General features: G+C 74.6%; 25 protein-coding genes and 1 riboswitch. Of the genes, 10 read left to right on the top strand and 15 right to left on the bottom strand.

Annotated features, from left to right (window positions below; genetic code table 11):
* The 3 genes from ACFOYX_RS35675 (at position 1) to ACFOYX_RS35665 (ending at position 2939) form a co-directional block, all read left to right on the top strand.
* Entirely contained in the window at positions 1-1218 is a 1218-nt protein-coding gene (locus ACFOYX_RS35675) for a DUF2786 domain-containing protein (protein WP_322440106.1), read from the top strand.
* 114 nt (positions 1219-1332) lie between these two features.
* Positions 1333-1692 (top strand): YciI family protein, encoded by a 360-nt coding sequence (locus tag ACFOYX_RS35670; protein ID WP_236647383.1) that lies wholly within the window; start codon positions 1333-1335, stop codon positions 1690-1692.
* The gene (locus ACFOYX_RS35665; RefSeq protein WP_322440107.1) at positions 1689-2939 is read left to right on the top strand and encodes a DUF6596 domain-containing protein; all 1251 of its coding nucleotides are present in this window, start codon (positions 1689-1691) and stop codon (positions 2937-2939) included. Before ACFOYX_RS35670 ends, ACFOYX_RS35665 begins: the two co-directional genes overlap by 4 nt.
* 104 nt (positions 2940-3043) lie before the next feature.
* On the opposite strand, the gene ACFOYX_RS35660 is transcribed toward ACFOYX_RS35665, so the two are convergent.
* The 5 genes from ACFOYX_RS35660 to ACFOYX_RS35640 all read right to left on the bottom strand — a co-directional run bounded on the left by ACFOYX_RS35660 (position 3044) and on the right by ACFOYX_RS35640 (position 7509).
* Positions 3044-3538 carry a hypothetical protein gene (locus ACFOYX_RS35660; RefSeq protein ID WP_322440108.1) on the bottom strand — a complete coding sequence of 165 codons (495 nt, stop codon included), beginning with the start codon at positions 3536-3538 and terminating at the stop codon, positions 3044-3046.
* 196 nt (positions 3539-3734) lie between these two features.
* Positions 3735-3908, bottom strand: a complete 174-nt coding sequence (locus ACFOYX_RS35655) for a CsbD family protein (protein ID WP_322440109.1) — start codon at positions 3906-3908, stop codon at positions 3735-3737.
* Positions 3909-4028: 120 nt separating this feature from the next.
* Positions 4029-6284, bottom strand: coding sequence for a heavy metal translocating P-type ATPase (locus ACFOYX_RS35650; RefSeq protein WP_322440110.1), 2256 nt, complete (start codon positions 6282-6284; stop codon positions 4029-4031).
* Positions 6285-6298: 14 nt separating this feature from the next.
* Entirely contained in the window at positions 6299-7264 is a 966-nt protein-coding gene (locus tag ACFOYX_RS35645) for a hypothetical protein (RefSeq protein ID WP_322440111.1), read from the bottom strand.
* Positions 7265-7299: 35 nt separating this feature from the next.
* Positions 7300-7509 carry a heavy-metal-associated domain-containing protein gene (locus ACFOYX_RS35640; protein ID WP_109800803.1) on the bottom strand — a complete coding sequence of 70 codons (210 nt, stop codon included), beginning with the start codon at positions 7507-7509 and terminating at the stop codon, positions 7300-7302.
* Positions 7510-7625: 116 nt separating this feature from the next.
* On the opposite strand from ACFOYX_RS35640, the gene ACFOYX_RS35635 reads away from it, so the two are divergent.
* Together ACFOYX_RS35635 and ACFOYX_RS35630 are read left to right on the top strand one after the other, a co-directional pair.
* Entirely contained in the window at positions 7626-7925 is a 300-nt protein-coding gene (locus ACFOYX_RS35635) for a metal-sensitive transcriptional regulator (protein WP_109800804.1), read from the top strand.
* Entirely contained in the window at positions 7835-8044 is a 210-nt protein-coding gene (locus ACFOYX_RS35630) for an SHOCT domain-containing protein (protein ID WP_322475091.1), read from the top strand. The genes ACFOYX_RS35635 and ACFOYX_RS35630 overlap by 91 nt, the downstream gene beginning before the upstream one ends.
* Positions 8045-8135: 91 nt before the next feature.
* On the opposite strand, the gene ACFOYX_RS35625 is transcribed toward ACFOYX_RS35630, so the two are convergent.
* Both ACFOYX_RS35625 and ACFOYX_RS35620 read right to left on the bottom strand, forming a co-directional pair.
* A complete protein-coding gene (locus ACFOYX_RS35625) occupies positions 8136-8774 on the bottom strand; it encodes a DUF305 domain-containing protein (protein WP_322440112.1) in 639 nt (212 codons plus the stop codon).
* A gap of 79 nt (positions 8775-8853) precedes the next feature.
* Positions 8854-9327: a DUF6153 family protein gene (locus ACFOYX_RS35620; RefSeq protein ID WP_322440113.1), complete on the bottom strand. Its 474-nt coding sequence runs from the start codon at positions 9325-9327 to the stop codon at positions 8854-8856.
* 212 nt (positions 9328-9539) lie between these two features.
* Here ACFOYX_RS35620 and ACFOYX_RS35615 point away from each other — a divergent pair, with 212 nt between their 5' ends.
* Positions 9540-10871: a YibE/F family protein gene (locus tag ACFOYX_RS35615; protein ID WP_322440114.1), complete on the top strand. Its 1332-nt coding sequence runs from the start codon at positions 9540-9542 to the stop codon at positions 10869-10871.
* Between the two features lie 154 nt (positions 10872-11025).
* Positions 11026-11156: riboswitch (cyclic di-AMP (ydaO/yuaA leader) on the top strand.
* Between the two features lie 4 nt (positions 11157-11160).
* Positions 11161-12183, top strand: coding sequence for a hypothetical protein (locus ACFOYX_RS35610; protein ID WP_109800808.1), 1023 nt, complete (start codon positions 11161-11163; stop codon positions 12181-12183).
* An 83-nt stretch (positions 12184-12266) separates the two neighbouring features.
* Here the strand turns inward: ACFOYX_RS35610 and ACFOYX_RS35605 are convergent, their stop codons facing one another.
* Positions 12267-12932 (bottom strand): carbonic anhydrase, encoded by a 666-nt coding sequence (locus ACFOYX_RS35605; RefSeq protein ID WP_109800809.1) that lies wholly within the window; start codon positions 12930-12932, stop codon positions 12267-12269.
* Positions 12933-13161: 229 nt separating this feature from the next.
* Here ACFOYX_RS35605 and ACFOYX_RS35600 point away from each other — a divergent pair, with 229 nt between their 5' ends.
* Positions 13162-13491: a MarR family winged helix-turn-helix transcriptional regulator gene (locus tag ACFOYX_RS35600; RefSeq protein WP_322440115.1), complete on the top strand. Its 330-nt coding sequence runs from the start codon at positions 13162-13164 to the stop codon at positions 13489-13491.
* Positions 13492-13580: 89 nt separating this feature from the next.
* A complete protein-coding gene (gene mycP / locus ACFOYX_RS35595) occupies positions 13581-14819 on the top strand; it encodes a type VII secretion-associated serine protease mycosin (protein ID WP_322440116.1) in 1239 nt (412 codons plus the stop codon).
* 157 nt (positions 14820-14976) lie between these two features.
* On the opposite strand, the gene ACFOYX_RS35590 is transcribed toward mycP, so the two are convergent.
* From ACFOYX_RS35590 to eccCa, 6 genes are all read right to left on the bottom strand, one after another.
* Entirely contained in the window at positions 14977-16332 is a 1356-nt protein-coding gene (locus ACFOYX_RS35590) for a hypothetical protein (protein ID WP_322440117.1), read from the bottom strand.
* Between the two features lie 14 nt (positions 16333-16346).
* Entirely contained in the window at positions 16347-16907 is a 561-nt protein-coding gene (locus ACFOYX_RS35585) for a hypothetical protein (RefSeq protein WP_109801116.1), read from the bottom strand.
* Positions 16908-16945: 38 nt separating this feature from the next.
* Positions 16946-18406 (bottom strand): S8 family serine peptidase, encoded by a 1461-nt coding sequence (locus ACFOYX_RS35580; protein ID WP_322440118.1) that lies wholly within the window; start codon positions 18404-18406, stop codon positions 16946-16948.
* A gap of 85 nt (positions 18407-18491) precedes the next feature.
* The gene (locus ACFOYX_RS35575; RefSeq protein WP_089011442.1) at positions 18492-18770 is read right to left on the bottom strand and encodes a WXG100 family type VII secretion target; all 279 of its coding nucleotides are present in this window, start codon (positions 18768-18770) and stop codon (positions 18492-18494) included.
* 28 nt (positions 18771-18798) lie between these two features.
* Entirely contained in the window at positions 18799-19107 is a 309-nt protein-coding gene (locus ACFOYX_RS35570; protein WP_109801118.1) for a WXG100 family type VII secretion target, read from the bottom strand.
* Positions 19108-19328: 221 nt separating this feature from the next.
* Positions 19329-23291 carry a type VII secretion protein EccCa gene (gene eccCa / locus ACFOYX_RS35565; protein ID WP_322440119.1) on the bottom strand — a complete coding sequence of 1321 codons (3963 nt, stop codon included), beginning with the start codon at positions 23289-23291 and terminating at the stop codon, positions 19329-19331.
* A gap of 174 nt (positions 23292-23465) precedes the next feature.
* Here eccCa and eccD point away from each other — a divergent pair, with 174 nt between their 5' ends.
* Positions 23466-24863, top strand: coding sequence for a type VII secretion integral membrane protein EccD (eccD, locus tag ACFOYX_RS35560; RefSeq protein WP_322440120.1), 1398 nt, complete (start codon positions 23466-23468; stop codon positions 24861-24863).
* Here eccD and ACFOYX_RS35555 read toward each other — a convergent pair.
* Entirely contained in the window at positions 24847-26019 is a 1173-nt protein-coding gene (locus ACFOYX_RS35555) for a type VII secretion protein EccE (RefSeq protein ID WP_322440121.1), read from the bottom strand. The genes eccD and ACFOYX_RS35555 overlap by 17 nt on opposite strands.
* Positions 26020-26132: the final 113 nt, after the last annotated feature.

Genomic DNA, 26132 nt, shown 5'->3' with positions numbered 1-26132 from the left:
GTGCCGGAAGCCGACAACCTGGTCGCCGACGCCCTCGTGGCGGCGCGCGGCACCGACGTACGCGCGGCGGAACGCGCCCTGGATCGGCTGGTCGTCGGCGATGCTCCGGCGGTGGACGCCGCCCTCCTGGCGCGGCTGCGCCGCGGCGTCGGCCGGCTCTGGCCGCGCGGCTGGCAGCCGGTCGACCTGGATCGGATCGCCGCCCGGCGGCTCGACCCGCGCACCGCCCGACTGGTCGGGGAGGCGGTCGCGGCCCAGCGCGCCGCCCTGCCCGAGCCCGTCCCGCAGTGGTTCGACGAGCAGGTGGCCGAGCTGGGCGCCGGCTGGGACACCGAGGTCGACTGGCTGAACCGGTGGGCGGCCCGGGCGGGCGTCGACCGGATCACCGCGCTGCGCGACGCCGTCGACGCCCTCGGCCTGGTCGAGGGGCTGCCCCCGATCGCGCTGCTCCGCCCACCGCCGGGTAAGGCGGCCGCGGCCCCCCGAGTGTCCGCCCCGGTGACCGGGTCACGGATGCTGGACCGGGTACGCGCGCTGCTGGCCAAGGCCGAGTCGACCACCTTCCCGGCCGAGGCGGAGGCGCTGACCGGCAAGGCCCAGGAGCTGATGGCCCGGCACAGCATCGACGCCGCCCTGCTCGACGCGACCGCCGAACGGCCGGACCAGCCGGGTGGCGTGCGGCTGAGCACCGACGCCCCGTACGCGGCCGCGAAGGCGCTGCTGGTGCAGGAGGTGGCGGCGGCCAACCGGTGCGAGTCGGTCTGGTCCGACGACCTCGGCTTCGCCACCGTGCTCGGCTTCCCGGCGGACCTGGCGGCGGTCGAACTGCTGCACACCTCGCTGCTGGTGCAGGCCACCGCCGCGATGCTGCGCGGCCGGGACGAGCGGCGGGCGAAGAGCGGCAGCCGGCGCACCAAGGGCTACGACGAGTCGTTCCTCAACGCCTTCGCGCTGCGGATCGGCGAACGGCTCCGGGCGGCCACCGAGGCGGCGAACCGGGAGGTGGCCGAGGAACGCGGCGACGACCGGCTGCTGCCGGTGCTCGCCGCGCGCTCGGACGCCGTCCGGGAACGGCTCGACACGCTCTTCCCCGGGGTCACCAGGTACCGCCTCCAGGTGCGGGACCCGGAAGGCTGGTCCTCCGGCACCTCCGCCGCCGACCGTGCCTCGCTCGACGCCGGCGCGCCGCCTCGCCGGTCGGTCCACGGCCGCCGCTGACGAACTTCCCGGATTCTTCGGGTGAGGATGTCGGGTACGGCGCCTCGGCTCCGACCCCTCACCGAGAGGCGCCCACACCTGTGGCCCGTACCCGAGGAGTGCACCGTGAAGTACATGCTGCTGATCTGGAACCGTCCCGGCTTCGTCGAGGAGCTCGCCGAGCAGGAGCGGAACGCCATCTTCGGCGAGGTCGACGAGATCATGAAGGAGCTGACCGAGTCCGGTGAGCTGGTCGGCGGCCAGGCGCTCGCCGACCCGTCGCAGACCCGGACGGTCCGGTCCGTCGGCGGCCGCGCCGAGATCACCGACGGCCCGTTCATGGAGAGCAAGGAGCAGTTCGCCGGCTACCTGATGGTCGACTGCGACAGCCCGGAGCGCGCCGCCGAGATCGCCGCGAGCTGGCCGGACGTCCGGCGGGGCGTCGGGGTGCTGGAGGTGCGGCCGGTCATGGACGAGGCCGGGACGGAGATGTGACGGCTGCCGACCACACCGTCGAGGACCTGCTGCGCAGTCTGGCGCCGCAGGTCCTCGCCGTCCTCGTCGGGCGGCACGGCCAGTTCTACGCCTGCGAGGACGCCGTGCAGGAGGCCCTGCTCGCCGCCGCCGTGCAGTGGCCCGAGCAGGGCGTGCCCGAGCACCCCTGCTCCTGGCTGGTCACCGTGGCGAGCCGCCGGCTCACCGACGAGTGGCGCAGCGAGCGGGCCCGCCGGGACCGCGAGGTCGCGGTGGCGCTCCGCGAGCCCGGGTACGCGGCGGTCGCGCCGCCCGCCGACGAGGAGCCGCCGGCCGGGGACGACACGCTGAAGCTGCTCTTCCTCTGCTGCCATCCGGCGCTCACCGTCCCGGCGCAGGTGGCGTTGACGCTGCGCGCGGTCGGCGGCCTGAGCACCGCGCAGATCGCCCGGGCGTACCTGGTGCCGGAGGCGACCATGAGCCAGCGGATCCGCCGGGCCAAGCAGCGGATCGAGGCGACCGGAGCCCGTTTCGTCCTGCCCTCGGCCGCCGATCGCGACGCGCGGCTCGGCGCCGTGTTGCACGTGCTCTACCTGGTCTTCAACGAGGGGTACACCGCCTCCAGCGGGCCCGACCTGCACCGGGCGGAGCTGACCGGGGAGGCGATCCGGCTGACCCGGGAGCTGCGCCGGCTGCTCTCCGACGACGGCGAGGTCACCGGGCTGCTGGCGCTGATGCTGCTCACCGACGCGCACCGGGCCGCCCGGACCGGGCCGGGGGGCGAGCTGGTGCCGCTGGCCGAGCAGGATCGCAGCCGCTGGGACCGGGCCGCGATCGCGGAGGGGGTCGCCCTGGTGACCGAGGCGCTGACCTGGTCGCCGCCCGGGCCGTACCAGGTGCAGGCGGCGATCGCCGCGGTGCACGCCGAGGCGCCGTCCGCGGCGGAGACCGACTGGCGGCAGATCGTCGCGCTCTACCGGCTGCTCGCGCGGATCGCGCCGAACCCGATGGTCACCCTCAATCAGGCCGCCGCGGTGGCCATGGTGGACGGCCCGCGGGCCGGGCTCGCCCTGCTGGCGCCGCTGGACGCCGACGAGCGGACGGCCGGGCACCACCGGCTCGCCGCCGTCCGCGCCCACCTGCTGGAGCTGGCCAGCGAGGCGACGGCGGCGCGGGCGGCGTACCTGGCCGCCGCCCGGGGCACCACCAGCCTGCCGGAGCGGCGTTATCTGGAGGTACGCGCCGCCCGGCTGGCCGCCGACCGATGAGGTACCGGATACCGCGCTGACCCAGCGGGGTCACGGCCGCGAGCGCGGACGGCACCGGCGTCAGGGCTCCGGCGGATGGCGGCCTGACCAGCTTGGACGGATGGTCAGGCGTGGCACTCGTCGGTGAGGCGCCGCGGGATGCCGACGAAGGTCGAGGTGAGCCACTTCACCGGCGCGGCCGACCTGGCGCCGGCGTCGATCCGGTCGGCCGTGTCGGTGATCAGCGCCTTGATCTCGGGGTCCTGCGCCCGGGCGGCCTGCCCGCGTACGTCGTCGGCCAGCTCGGTGAGGTTGGCCTTGAGCTGCGCGTTGACCTGCTCCGGGGTGAACTCCTGGCGGGTGGCCGCCGCGGAGTCGTCGGCGATCTCCCGGCTGCCGGCGATGATCAGCTTGTCGACGCTGGCGCACACCGCCGCGGTGTTCGCCGCCGTCACCGGGGACGGCGCGGCGGTGGTCCCGATGGCCGCGGCGGAGGCGCTGGGCGCGGGGGCCGTGGTGCCGGCCGGCGCCGCGGTCTCCTCCCCGGTGGACTGGCAGGCCCCGGTGAGCGCGGTCAGCGTCACCAGGGCGGCGGTACGGATCGCGGTGTTACCGGACATCGTTCTCCCGTGCGGTCGGTGGCCGCCCCACGGACGGTCCTAGGTCAACCAGGGCGCGCCCCGAACAGATCGAACGGCGACAGTCCATCCTGCCAGGGCGGCACCTCGGCAGGACGCGCCCCGGCCGGGGCGCCGACCCGGGCGCGCAGCACGCCGGGCCGGCGATGGCCGGCCCGGCGTTGCGAAGAGCCGTACGTCAGCTCTTGAAGGCGTCCTTGATCTTCTCGCCGGCCTGCTTGAGGTTGGCGCTGGCCTGCTCGTTGCGACCCTCGGCCTCGAGGCGCTCGTCGTCGGTGGCCCGGCCGACGCCTTCCTTGACCTTGCCCGCGGTGTTCTCGGACGCGTTGTCGATCTTATCGTCGATGCCCATGCGAACCTCCACTCTGCGGTTTTCGCCTCGCCCCCGAAGTACCCCCACGTCCGGTTGCCCAACCCTCCGTGACCGATGGGCGATCACCCACGGTGCGGACGTGAGCGCCGGAGCGGACGCTCAGCCGACCGGGCGGAAGCGGCGCAGCCGGAGGCTGTTGGCCACCACGAAGACCGACGAGAAGGCCATCGCGGCCCCGGCGATCATCGGGTTGAGCAGGCCGCCGGCGGCGAGCGGCAGGGCGGCCACGTTGTAGGCGAAGGCCCAGAACAGGTTGCCCTTGATGATGCCGAGGGTCCGCCGGGAGAGCCGGATCGCGTCCACCGCGGCCGTCAGGTCACCGCGGACCAGGGTCAGGTCGGACGCCTCGATCGCCACGTCGGTGCCGGTCCCCATGGCCAGCCCCAGGTCGGCCTGGGCGAGCGCGGCGGCATCGTTGACCCCGTCACCGACCATCGCCACCGTCCGCCCCTCGGCCTGGAGCCGCCGCACCACGTCCACCTTGTCGGCCGGCAGCACCTCGGCGATCACCTCATCGACGCCCACCTCGGCGGCCACCGCCTTCGCGACCGTGGCGTTGTCGCCGGTCAGCAGCACCGGGGCCAGGCCGAGCCCGCGGAGCTGGGCGACCGCCGCCCGACTGGTCGGCTTGACCACGTCGGCCACCGCGAGGACCCCGCGGGCCCGACCGTCCCAGCCGGCCAGGACCGCCGTCCGTCCGGCGGCCTCCGCGTCGGTCACCGTCCGTACGACCTCCTCCGGTACGTGCACACCCCGCTCCCGCAGCAGCCGGAGCCGCCCGACCAGCACCTCGCGGCCGTCGACCGACCCGGTCACGCCGAGCCCCTCGACGTTGCCGAACCCGGTCACGGTGGGCAGCGCTCCCGCCTCGGCCGCGCCGGCGGCGACGGCCCGGGCGATCGGGTGCTCGCTGGCGGCCTCCAGCGCCCCGGCCAGCCGGAGCAGCTCGGCGGCGTCCTGACCGGCGGCGGGGAGCACGTCGACCAGGGTCATCTTCCCCGTGGTGACGGTGCCGGTCTTGTCCAGCACCACGGTGTCCACCTGCCGGGTGGACTCCAGCACCTCCGGGCCCTTGATCAGGATGCCGAGCTGGGCGCCCCGCCCGGTGCCGACCAGCAGCGCGGTCGGCGTGGCCAGGCCGAGGGCGCACGGGCAGGCGATGATCAGCACGGCCACCGCCGCGGTGAAGGCGGCCGTCGTCCCGGCGCCGGTGCCGAGCCACCAGCCCAGCGTGCCCACGGCCAGGGCGATCACGATGGGCACGAAGACCCCGGAGATCCGGTCGGCGAGCCGCTGCACGGCCGCCTTGCCGGTCTGCGCCGCCTCGACCAGCTTCGCCATCTGGGCGAGCTGGGTGTCCCCGCCGATCCGGGTGGCCCGGACGACCAGCCGACCACCCGCGTTGACGGTCGCGCCGACCACGGTGTCGCCCGGCCGCACCTCGACCGGCACCGACTCGCCGGTGAGCATGCTGGCGTCGACCGCGGAGGCGCCCTCCTCGACGACGCCGTCGGTGGCGACCTTCTCGCCGGGCCGGACCACGAACCGGTCCCCCACCGCGAGCTGGTCGACCGGGACGCGGACCTCCTGGCCGCCGCGGAGCACCGCCACGTCCTTGGCGCCCAACTCCAGCAGGGCGCGCAGGGCGGCGCCGGCGGTCCGCTTGGAGCGGGCCTCGAAGTAGCGGCCGGCGAGGATGAACACGGTGACCCCGGCCGCCGCCTCCAGGTAGATGTTGCCGGCGCCGTCGGTGCGGGTGATGTCGAGGCGGAACGGGTGGGTCATCCCGGGCATGCCGGCGTCGCCGAGGAAGAGCGCCCAGAGCGACCAGCCGAACGCGGCCAGCGTGCCCAGCGACACCAGGGTGTCCATGGTCGCCGCGCCGTGCCGCAGGTTGATCCAGGCGGCCCGGCGGAACGGCAGTCCGCCGTACACCACGACCGGGGCGGCCAGGGTCAGCGACAGCCACTGCCAGTAGTCGAACTGCCAGGCCGGCACCATGGCCAGCAGGACCACCGGCACGGCCAGGGCAACCGACGCCCACAGTCGGGTACGCAGCCCGCGCAGCTCGTCCACCGGCTCGGCGGCGGCCGCCGCCCCGGCGGGCCGCGGCGGCGGCGGTACGACGGCGGTGTAGCCGGTCTTCTCCACGGTGGCGATCAGGTCGGCCGGGCTGACCTCGTCGGCGTATCGGACGGTGGCCTTCTCGGTGGCGTAGTTGACGGTGGCCTCGACGCCGTCCATCCGGTTGAGCTTCTTCTCGATCCGGGCGGCGCAGGACGCGCAGGTCATGCCGCCGATCGCGAGTTCGATCAGGTTCGGGGCGACCGGCAGGGACTTGGCGGTCGATGTCATCGCGGCACCTCCTGTCAATTGTGCCCGTGACCGGGGGCGCCGTGCCCGGCGTCCACGGTCGGTGCGGTGGTGGCGGCCGGCGCGCTGGTCGCCGGTGCGCCGGGTTCGCCGGCCACGACGGTGAACTCGGCGGTGTGCACCGCGTCGCCGTGCCGGAAGTCCAGGTAGAGGCGGTAGCTGCCGGCCGAGGGGATCTCGGCCGCGAATCGGATCTCCGGCCCGGCCGGGGTGCGCCCGTCACCGGGGGCGCCGTCCGGGTGGACGTGCAGGTACGCCAGGTCGCCCTGCCGCAGCGCCACCAGGTGCCCGTACGCCCAGAGGTAGGGCTGCAGGTCGGTGACCGGCTTCCCGTCCCGGCTGACGGTCAGGGTCAGCTCGGCGGTGCGGCCGGGCTGCGGGGCGCCGGCGAGGGTGACCGTGTAGCCGTCGACGGTGGTGCTGGTGGCGGGGGCCGGCAGCGGCCGGGGCTCCAGCGCGCCGGGGACGGTGACGTCGACGCCGAGGGTCAATGCCTCCCCGCCGGTCGGCGTGAAGTCGGCGAACGCCCGCCAGACCCCGGGGCCGGCGAGCGGCGAGGCGACCCGCCAGGTGCCGTCGGCGGCCAACTCCGGGTGGACGTGCCGGAAGCCGGAGAGGTCGCGGCGGGCCACGATCAGGTGCATCCGCTTGTCGTGCGCCACGTCGTAGCGGGTGACCGGCGCGCCGTCCGGGCCGGTGATCCGGAAGGCGAACACGCCGGCCGGTGCGGTCACCGGCCGCATGGTGTAGCCGCGGTCGGAGACGAGCAGTCCGCCGGGCAGGTGGCTGGTGGTGGCGGTGCCGGTCGCGTGGTCACCGTCGGTGTGACCGGCGTCGGTGGCGTCGTGGCGGGTGGCGGCGGCGGGGGCGCCGGGGTCGGCCAGCTGGCCGACCCCGTACGTCGCGCCGAACACCGCCGCGAGGCCGAGGGCGAAGCCGCTCAGTTTCGTCGCCGTGTTCATCGTGATACCTCGGTTCCTTCGGGTCCGCGGACCCGTCACGCCCCGACGAGGTCGTAGCCGGCCTCGTCCACGGCGGCGCGGACGGTGTCCGGGTCCAACGGGCTCTCGCTGGTGACGGTGACCTGGCCGGAGGCCAGGTCGACCTGGACGTCGCTGACGCCCGGGATCGCGCCGACCTCGGCGCTGACCGAGCTGACGCAGTGCCCGCAGGTCATGCCCTGGACCTGGTAGGTGGTGGTGACCATCGCAACTCCCCTTCCGCCGTTCCCATGCTATTCTCACGTTACCGGTACCCCCTTGGGGTATCCGGACTTGATCAGGACCGTACCATACCCCCGAGGGGTACGCTATCCTGGACGTCATGACCGCACCGACGACCCCGACCCGGGGCTACACCGCCAGCAAGGACCAACTGCTCGCGCGGCTCCGCCGCATCGAGGGCCAGGTCCGCGGCATCGAGAAGATGGTCGACGACGACCGGTACTGCATCGACGTGCTCACCCAGATCTCCGCCATCCAGGCCGCCCTCGACAAGGTGGCGCTCGGCCTGCTCGACGGACACGCCCGACACTGCATGCACGAGGGCGCCGCCGAGGGACGGGCCGACGAGATGGCCGGCGAGATGATGGCCGCCGTCGGCCGGCTGATGAAGCGCGGCTGACCGGCGGTCAACTCGGCGGGACCGCGCCCTCCCCGGCCCGGCGCATCCTCGACGAGCGGTACGCCCGCGGCGAGATCGACGAGGAGGAGTACCGCCGTCGTCGCGCCGGCCTGACGTGAACCGCCCGGCCCACCCCTGACGAGCGCGCTCCGGCCGGCCCCGCCGGGCGCCCGGCCCGCAGGGGCGGACCGGACACCCGGCAGGTGGGACTCAGAGCCGGTCGAGGATCTTGTTCATGAGGTCGATCTCGCCCCGCTGGGCGGTGACGATCCGCTCAGCGAGCGCCCGGGCGTCCGGCTTGGCGCCGCTCGCGATCTCCTCCTGCGCCATGGTGATGGCGCCCTCGTGGTGGGCGATCATCATGGTCAGGAACTGCCGGTCGAAGTCGACCCCGGACGCCGCCTCGAGCTTCGCCAGGTCGGCGTCGGACATCATGCCGGGCATGCCGTGAGTCATCCCCGGCGTGCCGTGACCCGCGCTCGCCGACGGCGCCGGCGCGCCCCAGGCAGTGAGCCAGCCGTTCATGGCGGCGATCTCCGGCGCCTGGGCAGCCTTGATCTGCCCCGCCAGCTTCTTCACCTCCGGGTCGGCGGCCCGACTGTCGGCCAGCTCGGCCATCTCCACGGCCTGCTGGTGATGCGGGATCATCATCCGGGCGAACATCACGTCGGCCTCGGCGAACGATGCCGAGGCGCCCACGGTGGGCGTGCCGGCGCCGCCCATGCCCGGCATGTTGTGGCCGGAGCCGGACGTCGAGTGGTCGGCATCGCCGCAGGCCGCCAGGGCGAGCGTGGCGAGAGCGGTCGCGCCGACCAGGGCGGCACGACGCGCGATGGTACGAGTGAACACAGGAAAGACCTTTCGGTGTCGGAACGTACGCAGCGGACACGGGACGCGGGTCACCGGACGGTCACCCGCGTCGGGCGTCCTATCTGCGCAGCACCGACGCCGTCACCAGACGCAGTGCGAAGGGCTGGGGCGGCGGGGCCCGCGGTCCGCAGGCGGGTCGCGGCGATCCGCGGGCGGCCCGTCCGACGGGCCGCGAACCGGCCCGCAGCAGCACGGCGACCAGCAGCGCCACGGCGAACGCGCCGAGGACGGCCAGGCAGACGCTCCACCCCGACCGGTCGTCCTTGGGACCGGTCGGCGGGAGCGCGCGGGCGTGGCAGCCGTCACCCGGGCAGTCGGCCACCGCCGCGGCGACGGTCGCGACCGCCTCGGCGAGGACCGCCGGAAGATCGAGGTGGTGCCCGGCGCGCTGCGTCTCGTGACCCGCCCGGTGCCCACCGGAGGCGTGCGCGCCGTGGCCGAGGGTGTGCATGGCGGCGAGCCCGACCAGCGTGCTGAGCAGCAGCAGGAGCCGGACCCACCGTCCGGGCGTCACCGCCGCCTCCGTACGCACGGAGACCACGCTAACCTGCCGGGTCGTACCGGTCGGGAGGAACGGCCCGCTCCGCGCCGCGGAGCGCCGCCCGGCGGGACCGCCGGTCGGCCTGACTAGCATTCCCTGCGACGGCCCCGGCGACCGCCGCACCGGCGGACGCCTGTCCCGGCCCGGTGAACCGACCGGCCCGGTGACACGTACCTCGCCTGAGAACCGTTGGGAGACTCACCATGGGCGCCGACCACACCGGTCCAGCTCCGGCCGCCCCGCCGGGCGTACGACGGATCCTCGTCGCCACGGTGGTCCCGCTGTTCGTCCTCAGCGTGCTCGCCGCCCTGGTGCTCTGGCCCCGGGACACCCCGGCCCCGGAGCGTGCGGCCGACGTGCCGCGCTACCACGGCACGGTGACCCGGGTGGTCACCGAGCCGTGCCCGCCGGCGGCGGAGGTGCCGGAGGGCACCCCGGGTGGCTCCGCCGGGCCCTGCGGCACCGTCCGCGTGGCGGTCGAGCAGGGCCCGGACGCCGGCCGCCAGGTGGAGACCCCGATCCCCGTCGGCCCCGGCGCGCCCACCGTCGAGGTCGGCGACCGGATCGTCCTGGTGGAACTGGTGGACCCGGCCGACCCCGCGACGAAGAGCTACAACATCGCCGAGCACCAGCGGGGCAAGCCGCTGGTGTGGCTGGCGGCACTGTTCGCCGTCGCCATCGTCGCGTTCGGCCGCTGGCGGGGGCTGGCCGCGCTCGGCGGCCTGGTCGCGAGCTTCGCCATCCTGCTCGGCTTCGTGCTGCCGGGAATCGGCGCCGGCCAGCCACCGCTGCTGGTGGCGATCGTCGGCTCGGCGCTGATCATGTTCGTGGTGCTGTACCTGACCCACGGGATCACCGCGCAGACCTCGGTGGCGGTTCTCGGCACCCTCGGCAGCCTGGTGCTGACCGGTGTCCTCGGCACGCTCGCCACCGCCGCCACCCACCTGACCGGATTCGGCAGCGAGGACGCCACCACGCTGTCGATGTTCCAGCGGGACGTCGACCTGCACGGGCTGCTGCTGGCCGGCATCGTCATCGGCTCGCTGGGCGTGCTGGACGACGTGACGGTCACCCAGGCGGCCACCGTCACCGAGCTGGCGCACGCCAATCCGGGGCTGTCCCGGTTGCAGCTCTACCGGGCGGCCACCCGCGTCGGCCGCGCCCACATCGCCTCCACGGTCAACACCATCGTGCTGGCGTACGCGGGCGCCTCGCTGCCGCTCCTGCTCCTGCTCGTCGCTGACTCGCGGCCGGTGAGCGAGATCCTCACCAGCGAGTTCATGGCGCAGGAGATCGTTCGCAGCGCGGTGGCCACGATCGGCCTGATCGCCGCCGTACCCCTCACCACCGGCCTGGCGGCCGTGGTGACCACCGCCGGTCGGGGCGGCGCGGGGCAGCCCGCCGCGCCGGCGTCCCGTCCCCCCGCGGAGCCGGACGCCGCGCTGGCGGCGCTCAGCGCACCACGCAGCGGTGCGGCCGCGGACGCCCACGGCGGTCGGACCGGACCGGAGAGGAGCACGGACACCGCATGGTGAAACTCCGCAGCGTGACCGCCCGCGCCAAAAGCGATGCTGGTCACGGGGTCGGCCGTCGAATTACCGCTTTTAGTCGGCTTCCGGACGTAGATCCTCGGGAGGACTCTCGGGTAACCTCGCTGCCGGTCACCGCCGAAGGCGCGCAGCGGCGCCTGCGGTACCGCCGCCCAATCGCCGTACGGCGAACCGGGGAACCAGGTACATGGGGTGAATCCGCGCCAGCGGTAGGGGCCACTTCCGCCCCGAACCCGTCAGCTAACCCGGTCGGCGGTCGACGGAAGGGAACACTGTGACGGCACCCCTGCGCCGCTGGCTGACCCCCGTGGTGGCCGTGCTCACCGCGTTCACCATCGTCGCCGGCCCCGCGCCGGCGATCGCGGCGCCGACGACGCCCCCCACCCCCTCGGGGCACGAGGAGGACGCCGAGCCGAAGCTCATCACCGACGCCATCGAGGCCGCCAACCGCAACTACGTGCAGGCGAAGACCAAGCTGGCGAAGTCGAGGCAGCGCCAGCTCCAGCTTGCCTTGGAGGTACGCGCGGCGCAGCACCAGCTGGACGCCCTGCGCCCGCAGGTGTCCCAGATCGCGGCACAGTCGTACCGGACCGGCCGGATCGGCGCGGTGGCCATGCTGCTGGAGAGCAACGCCCCGGACTCGTTCGTCCGGCGGGCCGCCGCCCTGGACGAGCTGAACATGGTCAACGCGCAGAAGCTGGCCGAGGTCAACGCGGCGAAGAACCGCGCCGAACAGGCCAAGCTGGCGCTCGACGCCGAGGTGCGCGCCCAGCAGACGCTGACGAACGCGATGGCCCGGGAGAAAGTCGAGACGGAGAAGGCGCTCGCCCTGGTCGGCGGGAAGGGCTTCACCGGCGGCCTGGTCTCGGCCACCTCGCCGGTCGCCCGGATCGGCCCCGGCCGCACCGCCGACGGGGACTGGAAGCCGGAGTCGTGCAGCGAGAACGACCCCACCACCTCCGGCTGCATCACGCCGCGCACGCTGCACGCGTACAAGGAGGTGAGGCGGGCCGGCTTCAACCGCTTCGCCGGCTGCTACCGGTCCGGCGGGCCGTGGGAGCACCCGAAGGGCCGGGCCTGCGACTGGTCGCTGCAGAACAGCGGGTTCGCCCCCTGGCACAACAACGACACCCGGATGTACGGCAACAACGTCGCCGCCTTCCTGATCCGCAACGCGGACCGGCTCGGCATCTACTACGTGATCTGGAACCGGCAGATCTGGTTCCCGGCGACCGGTTGGAAGTCCTACAGCGGGCCGTCCAACCACACCGACCACGTGCACATGTCGCTGCTCTGACCGACGACGTACCACGGCCGAGGGGCCGTCCCGCCGAACCGCGCGGGACGGCCCCTCGGTCGTCGTGTGCCGGTGGCGCGGCGTCAGCCGACGGCGGTGGGCGTGGGGTGCTCGACCTGGGCGGGCGGCCTGGTCGGCGCACCCGCCGGCACGGTGGCCACAGTCCGCACCTCGCCCGCGCCGAGCTGGTACGACATGCCGACCACCGCGCACCGCCCGGCGGCCACCGCACCGGCCAGGACGGGGGAGCTGGCCAGCAGCGCCTCGACGGTCTGCGCGATGTGGATGTCGACGATGCCGTCGATGTCCTCGACGCCCTCCGCCGCCGCCCGGCGCAGGCTGGGCACCACGGCATCGACCACCGCGCCGAGGTGCCCGGCGGGGGTCCTGCCGGTGGTGACCGCCTCCTTGGCGGCCTGCACCGCGCCGCAGGAGTCGTGCCCGAGCACCAGCACCAGCGGGGTGCCGAGCACCGTCAGGGCGTACTCGACGCTGCCGAGCACCTCGGGACCCGTCGTGTGGCCGGCGGTCCGGACCACGAAGAGGTCGCCCAGGCCGCGGTCGAAGATGATCTCGGCGGCGAGGCGGGAGTCGGAGCAGCCGACGATCACCGCGAAGGGGTGCTGGCCGTCGGCGACCGCTGCCCGGTGGCCGGCATCCTGATTGGGGTGGCGCGGAACGCCGGTGACGAACCGCCGGTTCCCGGCGTGCAACTCGGCGAGTGCCTGCTCCGGAGTGGTCGGGGTCAATTCCCTCACCTCGTCCTCGCGCGAAACGACCTGGTCAGCCGGGCCGGCGGCGCAGGCGGCCTCGGCCCCAACCGTCACACGCAGCCGAAGGCACGTCAAGATTTACGTGATACGGATTTCATACGTTGACTGGGACTTGACCGCGGGACGAGTGCGGCCACCACGGCCGGGACGGCCCCGCCTCGCCGGGGCGAGGGCAGGGCCGGAAACGCGAACGAAGGGCCATACGATGACGCGCATGGCGACGACAGCAGGCCAGAACGGGAGCAGCCGGAACTGGACATTCCTCACCAACCACGGGCACGTGCTGCTGGCCATCGCGCGAAACCCCACCGCCCGGCTGCGCGACGTCGCCGACGAGGTGGGGGTGACCGAACGGGCCGCCCAGGCCATCGTCGCCGACCTGGAGGCGGGCGGCTACCTGCGCCGCACCCGGGTGGGCCGGCGCAACGAGTACACGATCAACCCGAGCGGCCACTTCCGCCACCCCGCCGAGGCCGACCAGCAGGTCGGCGCCCTGCTCGCCCTCTTCACCGCCGAACCCGCCACCGGCTCCTGAGCCGGCCGCGCGGCGACACGGCGGCGGGCCGCGGTCGGGCGGGCCCGCCCGTCACCGCGCGACGGGCACGACGACGGTAATCTCACCGCGTGCGCGACAGCTTGCGGCCGGACGGAACGACTTTGCGCGCCCGTACCGGACACCGGTCCCGGGCGGTCCTCTGTGGAGCGGCGGCGGTGCTGCTCGGCACCCTGCTGGTGGCCCCGCCACCGGCGTCGGCGGCGACGCCGAAGTGCGGCCGGCCCGGCGGCCCCGGCCCGACCGAGGCCCCGTGGGCGCTGCGCCGGCTCGACCCCTCGTCGGCGTGGCGGATCACCCGGGGCGAGGGCGTGACAGTGGCCGTGGTGGACTCCGGCGTCTCACCCACCCATCCCCTGCTCAAGGGCCGGGTGCTCGGGGGTGACGACTTCAACGGCCTGGCCCGGCTCCGGGGGCAGTGCGACCTGGCCGGCCACGGCACCATCGTGGCGGGCATCATCGCGGGCCAGGAAGGCACCGGCACGCCGTACAGCGGCATCGCGCCCGAGGCGCGGATCCTGCCGGTACGGGTGCTGGCCTCCACCGAGCGCACCACCGATGAGGCGCTCCCCGGCGAGATCGCCAAGGCGATCCGGTGGGCGGTCGACCAGGGCGCCGACGTGGTCAACCTCTCCCTCGTGACGCTGGACCGGCCGGAGTTGCAGGACGCGATCGCCTACGCGCTCGGCAAGCGGGTCGTCGTGGTGGCCGCCGCCGGCAACCGGCAGGAGAACCAGCAGGACCAGCCGGCGTACCCGGCCGCGTACCCCGGGGTGATCGCCGTGGCGGGAGTCGACGCGCAGGGCGGCCACGTCGGCACCTCGGTCGCGGGCGACTACGTCGACATCGCCGCACCCGGGCTGGACATCGTCGGCCCGGCGCCACAGGGGGCGGGCTACCTCGCCGAGCCGCAGGGCGGCACCAGCTTCGCCGCCGCGTACGTCTCCGGGGTGGCCGCGCTGGTCCGCGCCGCCCACCCGGAGCTCACCCCCACCTACGTCGCCCTCCGGCTCACCCGGACGGCCGACAACCCGCCCGACGGGCACAACGCCGAGGTCGGGTACGGGGTGGTGAACCCGTACCGGGCGGTGACCAGCCTGCTCGGCACCCGGACGGACCCGCCGCCCGGCGCGATGGCGGAACCCGTCCCGCCGGCCGACCCGCTGGGCTGGCAGCGGACCGTGGCGGTCTGGGCGGCCGCGGTCGGCGCGCTGCTGGCGGGCGTCCTGCTGGCGGTCCGGCCCGTCCTGACCCTCGGCCGCCGGCGGGGCTGGCGCCCCGGACGCCGCTCGACGCCGCTCGACGCCTGACCGTCCCCTTGTCCAGGGCGTGCGCGAGGGCCTCCGGGGCGCGGGCGGACGCCATGAGGCTGCCACACCTGGCGGTCGACACCGGACGGTCGACACTGGACGGAACCGCCCGCGACCGGCGCCTGGCCACGTCTCCGTGGCCGGCACCGGTCGGCGATCAGCGCAGGATCCCCGGCGTGCCGCCGGTGTCGGCACCCCAGATGTCCTCGTCCTCCTCCAGCCAGGTGTTGCGGGCGGTGTCCTCCTCGCCGTACCCGGCGCCGCCACCGTGGCCCATGCCGGCCACGCCGCCCCGGGCGCCGGCGCCCCGCGCACCGCCGGCCGCACCGGCCGCGCCGCCCCGACCCGCGCCGCGACCGCCGGCCCCGGCCATGCCGCCGCCCACACCGGGTGCCATGCCGCCCGCGCCGAGCTTGCCGCCCGCCCCCAGCTTCCCGGCGCCCGCCCGGCCACCGGCGCCGCGACCGCCGGCGCCGGCCATGCCGCCGCCGCCCATCATCGGCGGCAGGCCGGGGCTCACCGCCCGGCCGATACCGCCGCCGCCCAGCCCACCACCGCCCAGCCCACCGCCGCTGCCGCCGAGCCCGGTGCTGCCGGGCAGCCCGCCGCCCGAGCCGAGCCCCGGTGCGGTCGCGGTGCCCGCGCCGGCCAGCCCGGTGCCGTAGTCGCCGGTGCCCGCGGACGGGTATCCGGTGGAGGGGGTGTAGCCGGTGCCGGTCGACGGGGTGTAGCCGCCGCCGGAGGAGAGGTCGGGGTGCGCGCTCGACCCGATGTTCGGGCCGCCCGAGCCCAGGTCGGGCATCTTGCCCGCGGAAGCCGACGGGCCGCCGCCCAGGCCACCCGCCGAGGGCGCCCCGCCGATCCCCGGCACGCCGCCGCCACCGCCGGTGCCGGGGCCGTTGCCCAGGTTCGGGATGTCCGGGCGCGGATTGGTGACGCTGCCGCTCGGACCGCCGCTCGGCGACTCCATGACGCGATCCTGGTAGTTGCCGTTGACCTCGTTGTAGACCTTGCGGGCGTCGCCCTCCTGATCGGAGAACCAGCCGGACACCCAGTCGCCCAGCTCACCGATCTTCTCCATCGGCCAGCTGCCCATCAGGTCCGCCTTGACCCGGGTCTCGAAGAGCCCCGCGCCGAGCACGACCTCGCCGTTGCGGGCCGCCAGCACGTCTCCGACGCAGGCGGACGGGATGGGCATGCTGTCCTGGGCCGCCTGGAGCTGCCGGGCGGCGGTCTCCAGGTTGGTGACGATGCTGACCCGGTCCCGGCCCGGCTTCTCGGCCGCGTCGACCAGGCCGCCGGCCTGCTTGGCCAGCGCCTCGACGTGCGACTTGAACGCCTCGTAGGCCGGCCCCTTCCAGACCACGCCGAGGTCCTTGACGTTCTGCTGGAGGCTCTCCTGGACCTGCCCGATGTTCTTGAGCAGCTCCTTCCAGCCGAGCGCCGCGCTCTCCACCTTGTCCGGCCGGCCCGCCACGAGCACCTCGCGGGCCATCTGCTCCCAGTCGGCCATCTCCCGCTCCCCGTCTAGCCGTTGCCGCCGCTGGCGGCATCGTTGAACGCCTGCTGCATCTCCTGCGCCGACATGGCGTTGGCGTGCTCGGCGTCCTCGTACTTCCGCTTGACCTCGCGCAACGCCTCGGCGGCGGCCCAGAGCCCGTCGGACAGCGTGCGCAGGCCCTGCTGGGTGGACGAGAAGAGGGCGTCGTGGTTCCGGGTGAGCTCCTGGGCGTTCGGGAACCCGCCCAGCGCGCCCTGGCCCGGCTCCGCCCACTCGTTCGGGGCGAGCTCGTCCTTGATCGCGGACATGTCGTAGGAGAGCCGGTGCACGTAGCTGGCGTGGCTCTCCAGCCAGGTCACGGCCGAGTCGAGGCTGCCGGCGTCCCACTCGGTCTCCACGCCCCGCTCGCCGTCGCCGGCGACCAGCTTGCTCGGCGTCTGCGCCTGGTCGACCCCGACCCGGTCGAAGTTGACGCCCCGCAGGTCACCGACCAACGGCATGCCGGGATTGAGCGGCATCGGGACGTCGAACCGCTGCTCGACCCGGTCCGGATCCTTGCTGACGTTGTGGCTGATGTCCCAGCTCATACCTGTCCTCCCCCTGGCGGTGCTCGTGGTGCCCGGCGTCAGCCCTGCTCAGGGCCGGTGGGCGGTGGAACCGGCCCGGCGTCCGGCGGGTACGGGTGCGGCGCCGTCGGCTGGCTCACCGGCCGGGGCTGGTACGGGTGCGGCGACCCCGGCCCGGGCCGTGGGCCGAAGCCCGCCGGCTGGCCGTTGCCCGCGGGTGGGTAGCCGGGCGGCTGACCCGGGCCGGGCAGCGGGGCGTACCCGGGCGGCGGGCCGAAGCCCGGCGGACGGTGACCTGGCGGCGGACCGAGCGGCGGCTGCGGGCCGGACGCCGCCCGGCCGCGCACGCCGCGCCGGGTGAGCCACACCAGCAGCACGACCAGGCCCGCCACGACCAGCAGGCAGAACCCGGTCGCGAGCGCGGGACCAGCGCCCTTGGCCAGCCCGAAGGTGACCATCGGCTCGTCGTCGCGGCCGTCCCGGCTGCTGCTGGCGGACGGCGCCGGCGGCGCGGCCTCGAGCAGCGGGTTGGCGGAGACCGGCGGCACCGAACGGGTCAGCGCCGCGAGCGGGTCGACCACGCCGAACCCGAATCGCGGGTCCCGTCCCGACGGCCCCGCGTCCCGCGCGGTGCGGATCAGGCGGTTGACCACATTGGCCGCGTCCAGGTCCGGATAGCGGGACCGGACCAGGGCGGCCACCCCGGAGATGATCGCGGTGGAGAGGCTGGTGCCGTCGTTGACGACGTATCCGTTCGGCGAGACCGTCGGCGGGGCCGGGGCGATGATCCGCTCCCCGGGCGCCGCCAGCACCAGCTCGGGGCCGGTCGCCGAACCGCTCCACAGGCCACCGGAGCGGCCGGTGCCGCCGGCCGCGACGACGCCCGGGATGCTGGCCGGCGCCTGAACGCCGACCATGCCCTGCTCGACGTTGCCGGCTCCGGCCACCACGACCGCGTCCTTGCCCAGCGCGTACCGGACCGCGTCGGAGAGCTCCCGCTTGCGGGAGTCGTTCACCAGCGACACGTTGATCACGTCCGCGCCGTGGTCCGCGGCCCACCGGATGCCCGCGGCGATGTCGGCGTTGCGGTCGTCCGCGCCGAGGCCGACCGGCAGGATCTTCGCCTCCGGGGCGATGCCCAGCTCGTGCATCACGCCACCGCCGCGGCCGGCGATGACGCCGGCCATGCCCGTGCCGTGGCCCTTCTGCCCGTCCGGATCGCTCCGGCCGTCGGCGGCCACGTCGGCGCTGAGCCCCTTGCCCGGCAGCACCTGGCCCTTCAGGTCGGGGTGGGCGGCGTAGACGCCGGAGTCGACCACCGCGACCACCACACCCCGGCCCTTGGCGAGCCGGTGCGCCTGGGGAATCTTCAGCGGGTCGAGGTACCACTGGAGACCGCGTACGGTGTCGGCGGCGCGCGCCGGGGCGGGCCCGACCAGCGGGCCGGCGCCGGCCGTGGCGACCAGCGTCAGCATGGCGGCGGCGGAACTCAGCAGTGGTCGGCGCTTGCCCGTACCCATGGCACTCCCAGGACCTCGGTCGACACGTGACGCACTGCGGCTCCGGTCCGGTCGAGCCGGACCGGAGCCGCAGCGGTCGATTATCTCACTGCCAGACCTTGGCGTTGCTCATCTCGGTGGAGACGTAGTTCTCGCGCGCGATGCCCACGGCCGCGCCGATGTCGTTCAGGACCTTGTTGATGTCCCGCACGGCGGCGTCCCACTGGGCCTGGTGCTGCTGGTACGCGGCGCGGTCCTGACCGTCCCACTCGAGCTTGGTCAGCATCGAGCGCAGCGTGTCGAGCTTCTCGTCGATGGTCCGCGAGATGGCCTGCATCTGCTGGTTGCTGCTCTCGAGGACTGCGTAGTCAACCTTGATGCTCATGAGTTCCTCCTCTGCTCGCCTGCGCGGATCACGGGTTGAGAGCAGAGTGGAACTTGTCCAGCATCTGCTGCTGCTCTTCGTCGTTGACCTGGTGCGTCGTACCCGACTTGTCGAGCAGGTCGGCGATGCTGTCCATCGCCGTCAGCAGCTTGACGGTGTCCTCGTTCCAGCGATTCATGAGCTGCTGGAAGCCCGTGGACGCCTGCCCCTTCCAGGCGATGGCCAGGTCGTCGACCACGTTCCAGAGCTTCTTCAGCTCGCCGTCGACCTCGCTGCGCGTGGACCGCACGTCACTCGCGGCGGTATGGAGAGTCGCAGCTTCGACCTCGAACGCCATGCTTCACACCCTTCCGTCATCTTCGTGGCGGCGGATCTGCCGCGCCCCTCCCCCGCGGCAAGGCAACCAACCCCACCGACGGACATCCTCGATGAGACGGTAACCCACGGCGGCAAGCGGTCGCAGCCCGCCAGAGCCGCAAATGGCGCGAGTCCGCAGTGGAATTGGCGACACCGAAAGGCCCTCGGCAGTCCACAAGGGAGTCTTCGGAGCGGCCCGGATCAGGCCGGCTCCGACCAGGCGGTCTGGATGAGCTGCTGACCGTCGCGCCGGCGCACCAGCGTGCCCCGGCCCGGTGGCTGCGGGCTCGGCCGCAGGGTGCCGAAGACGGCGCCCTCCTCCCGGTTGCCCGACATCAGCAGGCCCGGCGAGTCCAGCTCGCGCAGCCGCTGCAGCACCGGCTCGTAGAGCGCCCGGGCCACGCCGCCGACCCGGCGCGTGACGATCAGGTGCAGGCCGATGTCCCGGGCCTGCGGCAGCAGCTCGTGCAGCGCGCTGAGCGGGTTGCTGCCGCCGGAGGCGACCAGGTCGTAGTCGTCGACCAGGATGTAGAGGTCCGGCCCCTTCCACCAGCTCCGGTCACGCAGCTGCGCGGTGGTCACGTCCGGACCCGGCAGCCGGTTCTGCAGCGCGCTGCGGATCGACCCGAGCCCCTGGCTGAACGCCTGGTTGGACGGCGCGTAGTCGAGCAGGTGGTCGCCCTCCACCGCACCGAGCAGGCCGCGCCGGTAGTCGGCGATCACCAGCCGGGCCTGGGCCGGGGTGTACCGCTCGACGATGCCCCGGGCGATCAGCCGCAGCACGTTGGTCTTGCCGCACTCGGCGTCGCCGAAGACGGTCAGGTGCGGCTCGTTCGCCAGGTCCAGGTAGACCGGGGCGAGCGCCGACTCGTTGACCCCGATCGGCAGGCCCGGCGCCGACCGGTCGACCACCTTCGCCAGCTCGGCCACCGGCAGCCGGCGCGGCAGCAGCCGTACCTTCGGGGCCGGACGGCCCGGCCAGTTCGCCGCCACGTGCCCGGCCAGGGCGACCGACGCCTCGGTCAGGTCGTCCACGTCCCGCTTGCCGTCGATCCGCGAGACGGCGGTCAGGAAGTGCAGCTTGTCGCGGGTCAGGCCGCGGCCGGGCGAGCCGACCGGGACGTTCTGCGCCGCCCGGCGGTCGATCTCCGACTCGGCCGCGTCGCCGAGCCGCAGCTCCAGCTTCGTGCCCAGCAGGTCCCGCATGTTGATCCGGATCTCCGCCCAGCGCACGGCCGTGATCACCACGTGTACGCCGAAACCCAGCCCCCGGTTGGCCAGGTTGGTGATGGTCTGCTCCAGCTCCTCGTACTCCTGGCGCAGCGTGTTCCAGCCGTCGACCACCAGGAACACGTCACCGAACGGGTCGTCGGCGAACTCGCCGGCCGCCCGCCGCCGCCGGTAGCCGGCCACCGAGTCGATGCCGTGCTGGGCGAACCGGGTCTCCCGGTCGTCGAGCACGGCGACCACCTCGGCCACCGTCCGGCGGACCGCCTCGGTGTCCCGCCGGCCGGCCACCCCGGACACGTGCGGCAGCCCCTCCAGGCTGCGCAACGCCCCACCGCCGAAGTCGAGGCAGAAGAACTGCACCTCGCGCGGGGTGTGGGTGAGCCCCAGGGACGCGATCATCGAGCGCAGCATGGTGCTCTTGCCGCTCAGCGAGGCGCCCACGATCACGACGTTGCCGCCCGCGCCGGCCAGGTCCACCATCATCGGGTCGCGCCGCTGCTCGTACGGGCGGTCGACCACGCCGACCGGCACCGCGAGCCGGCCCCGGCCGGGCCAGTTCGCGGTGCACAGCCCGAAGGTCGGGTGCACGCCCAGCGGCGGCAGCAGCTCGCCCAGGCTCGGCGGCTCGGCCAGCGGCGGCAGCCAGACCTGGTGCGCCGGCCGGCCCTGACCCTTGAGCCGGTCGATCAGCACGTCCAGCATGGCGACCGCCTTGCCGTCCGTCGGCTGCTCCGGCTCCGGCGCCGTCTCCACCGCGGTCTGGGCGACCGGCGCCGACACGAAGTCCACCCCGTACGGCACGATGCGGCGCTGCACCTGCGCCCGGGTCGACCGCTGCACCTGCCCCGGCGGCCGGTACGGCCCGGACACGTACGCCGCCCGGAACCGCAGCATGGTGCTGGTGTCGGTCTTCAGATACCCGTGGCCGGGGGCGCTCGGCAGCTCGTACGCGTCTGGCACGCCCAGCACGATCCGGCTCTCCACGGCGGAGAAGGTGCGCAGACCGATCCGGTACGACAGGTGCGTGTCGAGGCCGCGCAGCTTCCCCTCCTCCAGCCGTTGCGAGGCCAGCAGCAGGTGTACGCCGAGCGACCGGCCGAGCCGGCCGATCATCACGAAGAGGTCGATGAAGTCCGGCTTCGCGGCGAGCAGCTCGCTGAACTCGTCGCAGATGATGAGCAGGCTGGGCATCGGTTCCAACTGCTCGCCGGCGGCCCGGGCCTGCTCGTAGTCGTACCGGGAGACGTAGTTGCCGGCGGCCCGCAGCACCTCCTGCCGGCGGTTCATCTCACCGGCCAGGGCGTCCCGCATCCGGTCGACCAGCGGCAGCTCGTCGGAGAGGTTGGTGATCACCGCACTGGTGTGCGGCAGCGCGTCCAGCGAGGCGAAGGTGGCGCCGCCCTTGAAGTCGACCAGGACGAAGTTGAGCTCCTCCGACGAGTGCGTCACCGCCAGCGCGGCGACCACCGTACGCAGCAGCTCGCTCTTGCCGGAACCGGTCGCACCGATGACCAGGCCGTGCGGGCCCATGCCCTCGTGCGCGGACTCCTTGAAGTCCAGCTCCACCACGTTGCCGTCCGGGCCGACGCCGAGCGGGATGCGCAGCCGGTCCCGGTGGCTGCGCGGCCGCCAGCTCTGCCGCACGTCCACCGCGGCGGCGTCGCCGACGCCGAGCAGGTCGGGCAGCTCCATGCTCCGGGCCAGCGGCTCGTCGCTGCTGGCCTGCTGCTGGGAGAGCCGGTAGGGAGCGATCAGCCGGGCCAGCCCCTCGGCGGCCGCCTCGCTCAACCGGTCCGGCGCGCCCAGCCGGGACGTCGAGGAGCCGCGGACCAGGTCCAGCCCGCTGCCGTCGCCGGCGTCGAGGCAGAGCAGCCAGCGGCCCGCGTCCCGGGGCACCGTCCCGGAGAGGTCGATGACCGTGGCGCCGAGGAGGCCCGCCCCCATCAGGTGACAGGTCGGCGAGATCTCCCCGCCGTCGATCACCACCACGACGTGCGATGCGGTGGTGAGCGGCTTCGCCTCCGGAGCGAACCGGGGCCGGCCGGCCAGCTCGTTGGCGAGGGCCGACTCGGCCTCGGCGAGGCTGGCGAAGACCAGCCGGCGCGGGCCCGCCGCGTCGGTACGGCCCGGGTGCTGGGCGTGCGGCAGCCACTTGACCCAGTCCCACACCGGCTGCCGGTCGGGCGCGGCCACCACCGCGACGATCAGGTCGTCCGGGGCGTGGAAGGTGACCAGCTGGCCCAGCGCGGCCCGGGTCAGGTCGAGCACCGGCTCCCGGTCGCCGCGCAGCACGATCCGGCTGAACGCGCGCAGCGACAGCGCGGTGGGCAACTCCGGCACCGTGGAGTGGGCGCGGACGAAGCGCCGCAGCGCGATCGCGCTCATCGGCTCCAGGTCCTCCACCGGCTTGGTCTCCGGCGGCACGATCTCCACCGCCAGCCGCTGCGGGCCCAGCGCGATCCGGGCCTCGCCGAAGTCGTCCTCGGTGATCCGCCGCTCCCAGAGCCGCCGGGACGAGGCGATCGACCAGAGCGCGTCCGGTTCGGGGTGCCGCCAGGACATCGCGGCGCGCTGCTGCTCGGCGGCCCGCCGGGTGCGCTTGCGCATCTGGGCCAGGTAGCGCATGTAGTCGCGCCGCTCGGCGTTCAGCTCAGCCTTGTCGTTGCCGCCGTTGGACATCGTGCCGATGGCCATGCCCAACATGGACACCCCGAAGAGGCCGCCCGCGACGTACGTCATCATGCCGCCGCCGCGGCCCGCGTAGAGAAACGCCATCGCGCCGACGCCACAGATCATCGGCAGGATCATCAGCAGCTGACCCATCCCGCGCGGCTGCGGCTCGGGCAGCTCCGGCGGGGACTCCAGCAGCACCTCGCCCCGCGGCAGCGCGGGCCCCGGTTGACGCGGAAGCCGGCGGAACACCACGGTGCTCACGGCTGGCTGTCTCCTCCCCAAGAGCGGCCCTGATGCGGTTCGCGACCGACCGGAGTCGTCGGGTGGGCATCCTATGCGCCCGCCATCGTAGGTAATCTCCCGTGGGCGCCGTGGACCCACTGCGGGCGGTGCCACCGGCCGAGGTGGATCGTAGGCGAGCACGAGGAGGCCACAGTGGCGACGAAGGCGGCGACCGGCGGGCTGAGCCGGATCACCATCGTGGCGCCGCGGACCAGGATGGATCTCGCCCTGCCGTCCGACGTACCCCTGGCCGACCTGCTGCCCACCCTGCTGCGGTACGCCGGCGAGGACCTCGCCGACGAGGGGGTCCGGCACGGCGGGTGGAGCCTGTCCCGGCTCGGCGGGCAGCCGCTGGACGGTGGTCGTACCGCGGCGCAGCTCGGCGTCCGCGACGGCGAGGTGCTCTACTTCAACCCGCGCGCCTCCGCCGCCCCGGAGATCGTCTTCGACGACGTGGTGGACGCGGTGGCGACCGCCACCAACCAGCGGCCCGGCACCTGGCAGGTCGGCACCACCCGGTCCTTCGCGGTGCTCTTCGCCGGAGCGGCCCTGTCGGCCGGCGCGCTGGCCGCGCTCTTCGCCGGCTCGCCCCAGCTGCCCGGCGCGCTGGCCGCGCTGGTGGTCGCGGTCGCCCTGCTGGTGAGCGCCGCGGTGGTGTCCCGGGCGGGCGGCGACAGCCGGACCGGTGCGGTGCTGGCCGTGGGCGCCCTCGGTTACGCGGCGGTCGGCGGGTTGCTGGTCCTGGCCGGCGACCGGAAGCTGACGGAGCTGGCCAGCCCGCACGTGTTACTGGCCGCGACCGCGGTGGTGCTCTTCGGGGCGATCGCGGCGCTGGCCGTCGGCGACCGGCTGCCGCTCTTCTTCGGCGCGACCGCGGTCGGCGCGGCCGTCGGTCTGGGCGCCGTGCTCTGCCTGGTCTTCGGCGTCGGCGCGGCGGCCGCCGCCGCGGTGGTCGCGACCGTGGCGTTCGCCGTCCTGCCGGCCCTGCCGATGATCGCCTACCGGCTGGCCCGGCTGCCCGTGCCGTCGATCCCCACCGGCCCGGAGGACCTGAAGACCGACGCGGAGAGCGTCGACGGTCGGCAGGTGCTGCGGGACAGCGAGCGGGCCGACCAGTTCCTCACCGGGCTGCTGTGGACGGTCGCCCTGCTCGTCCTCGGCGGGCAGGTCCTCCTCGCCGCCAACGGCCGGCTGCCGGCGGTGCTGCTCTGCCTCGGGCTGGCGCTGCTGTCGCTGCTGCGGGCGCGGCCGTTCATCGGCCGGGCCCAGCGCGCCCCGGTGCTGTTCGCGGGCACGGTCGGCCTCGGGCTGGCAGCCGCGGCCACCTTCGGCGCCGCAACGCTGCCGGTCCGGCTCGGCCTGATCCTGGGCGGGCTGCTGCTGGTCGCCGTGATCAGCCTGATCTACGGGTTGACCGTGGCCGGCAAGCGGATCTCGCCGGTGTGGGGTCGGACCCTCGACATCGTCGAGGTCCTGCTGATCGTCGCCCTGGTGCCGCTGGCCGCCTGGGTGTGCGGCCTCTACGGCTGGATCGTCAACCTTCGACCGTGACCGTGCCCATCGCGGTGCCGACCGGGGCAGTGGCATAGACGCCGGGACCGTGCTGGCCGTCCAGCGGGCGGGCGGGCACGCCGCAGCGCTTCGCCACGTCCCGGACGGCCTTCACCAGGGCCGCCGCGTGGCCGTCCATCGCCGCCACCCGCAGCAGCGGGGGCACCCGGCGCCCGCCGGGCAGCACCACCGCGGCCACCGTGTGCGACGGGGCGGAGGTCGCGGTCACCGCGTCGACCAGCGCGCCGAGCGAGCCGTTCGGCCGCAGCCGCAGGGCCAGGCAGCGCTGGGTCCAGCCGCCCCCGCGCAGGCTGGTCCAGCTCTCCGCGGGAGACTCCGGCGCCAGGTCCAGCCCGGCCGCGGAGACCACCGCCGCGTGCAGCTCGTCCCGGCCGAGGACCCGGTGGCTGAGACCGGCCGCGTTCAGCGCCTTGCCGAACCGGCCGATTCCGGCCGCGACCGTACGGTGCACGCCGCGCATCCCACCGCCCCGGCTGACCGTCTCGGCGCGGGCGTCGGACACCGAGAGCCGCAGCGCCACCCAGACGGTCCGGTGCGCGGCCGGCGGCGCGCCCGGCGCCGGGTACCAGACCAGGGTGTGCGAGACGACCTGGGCCTGGGTGACCGGGCCGGTGAAGTCGGCGAGCGCCGCGAGCGCCCGGTCCACCACGGCCGCCTCGACGGAACCGGCCGGGGCGCCGGACCGGCCGGTCAGCACGACCGCGGCGAACCAGCCCCGGTCGTCCTGGCCGATGCCGAGCCGGGTGTTCCGCTCGGTCAGCTCGACCACGGTCAGCTCCGGGGCGAGCGCGGCCAACCGGGGATCGCCGGCCGGCGCCGCCCCACGGGACCGCTCCCGGCGACGCCGTAGCCGGCGGCGAAGCATCAGGTCCTCGTACCACCAGCGACCACCGCGCCGGGCGAAGGCGGCGCCGACGGCCAGCAGGGCGAGCACGCCGACGAGCCCGAGCAGCCAGCCGGGGCCGCCCGTGGCCAGCCAGACGGCGAGAGCGGCGCACTCCAGCACCACCAACTGGCCGACGACCACTGGCCCGAGCCGGCCGCGACGCCGCCGGTCGACCGGGGTGACCGGTCGGTCCGCCGGCATGGCGGGAACGGCGGCGGTACGACCGGGTGGCGCCTGGACCTGCGTCATCGGTGAGCGTCCCTTCTGGACATCCTGGCATCCGCCGGCTGGGAGCGCCGCCGGAGGACGGGCGGGGTCCCGGTGGACCGCCGACGGCCCCTTATCGTAGGGAAGCCCGCGGC

The organism is Micromonospora sp. GCM10011541 (assembly GCF_042650725.1).
GTDB classification, from domain to species: Bacteria; Actinomycetota; Actinomycetes; order Mycobacteriales; family Micromonosporaceae; genus Micromonospora; species Micromonospora sicca.
The sequence above is the reverse complement of the archived record's forward strand: the minus strand, read 5'-3'. Positions and strand labels throughout refer to the sequence as shown.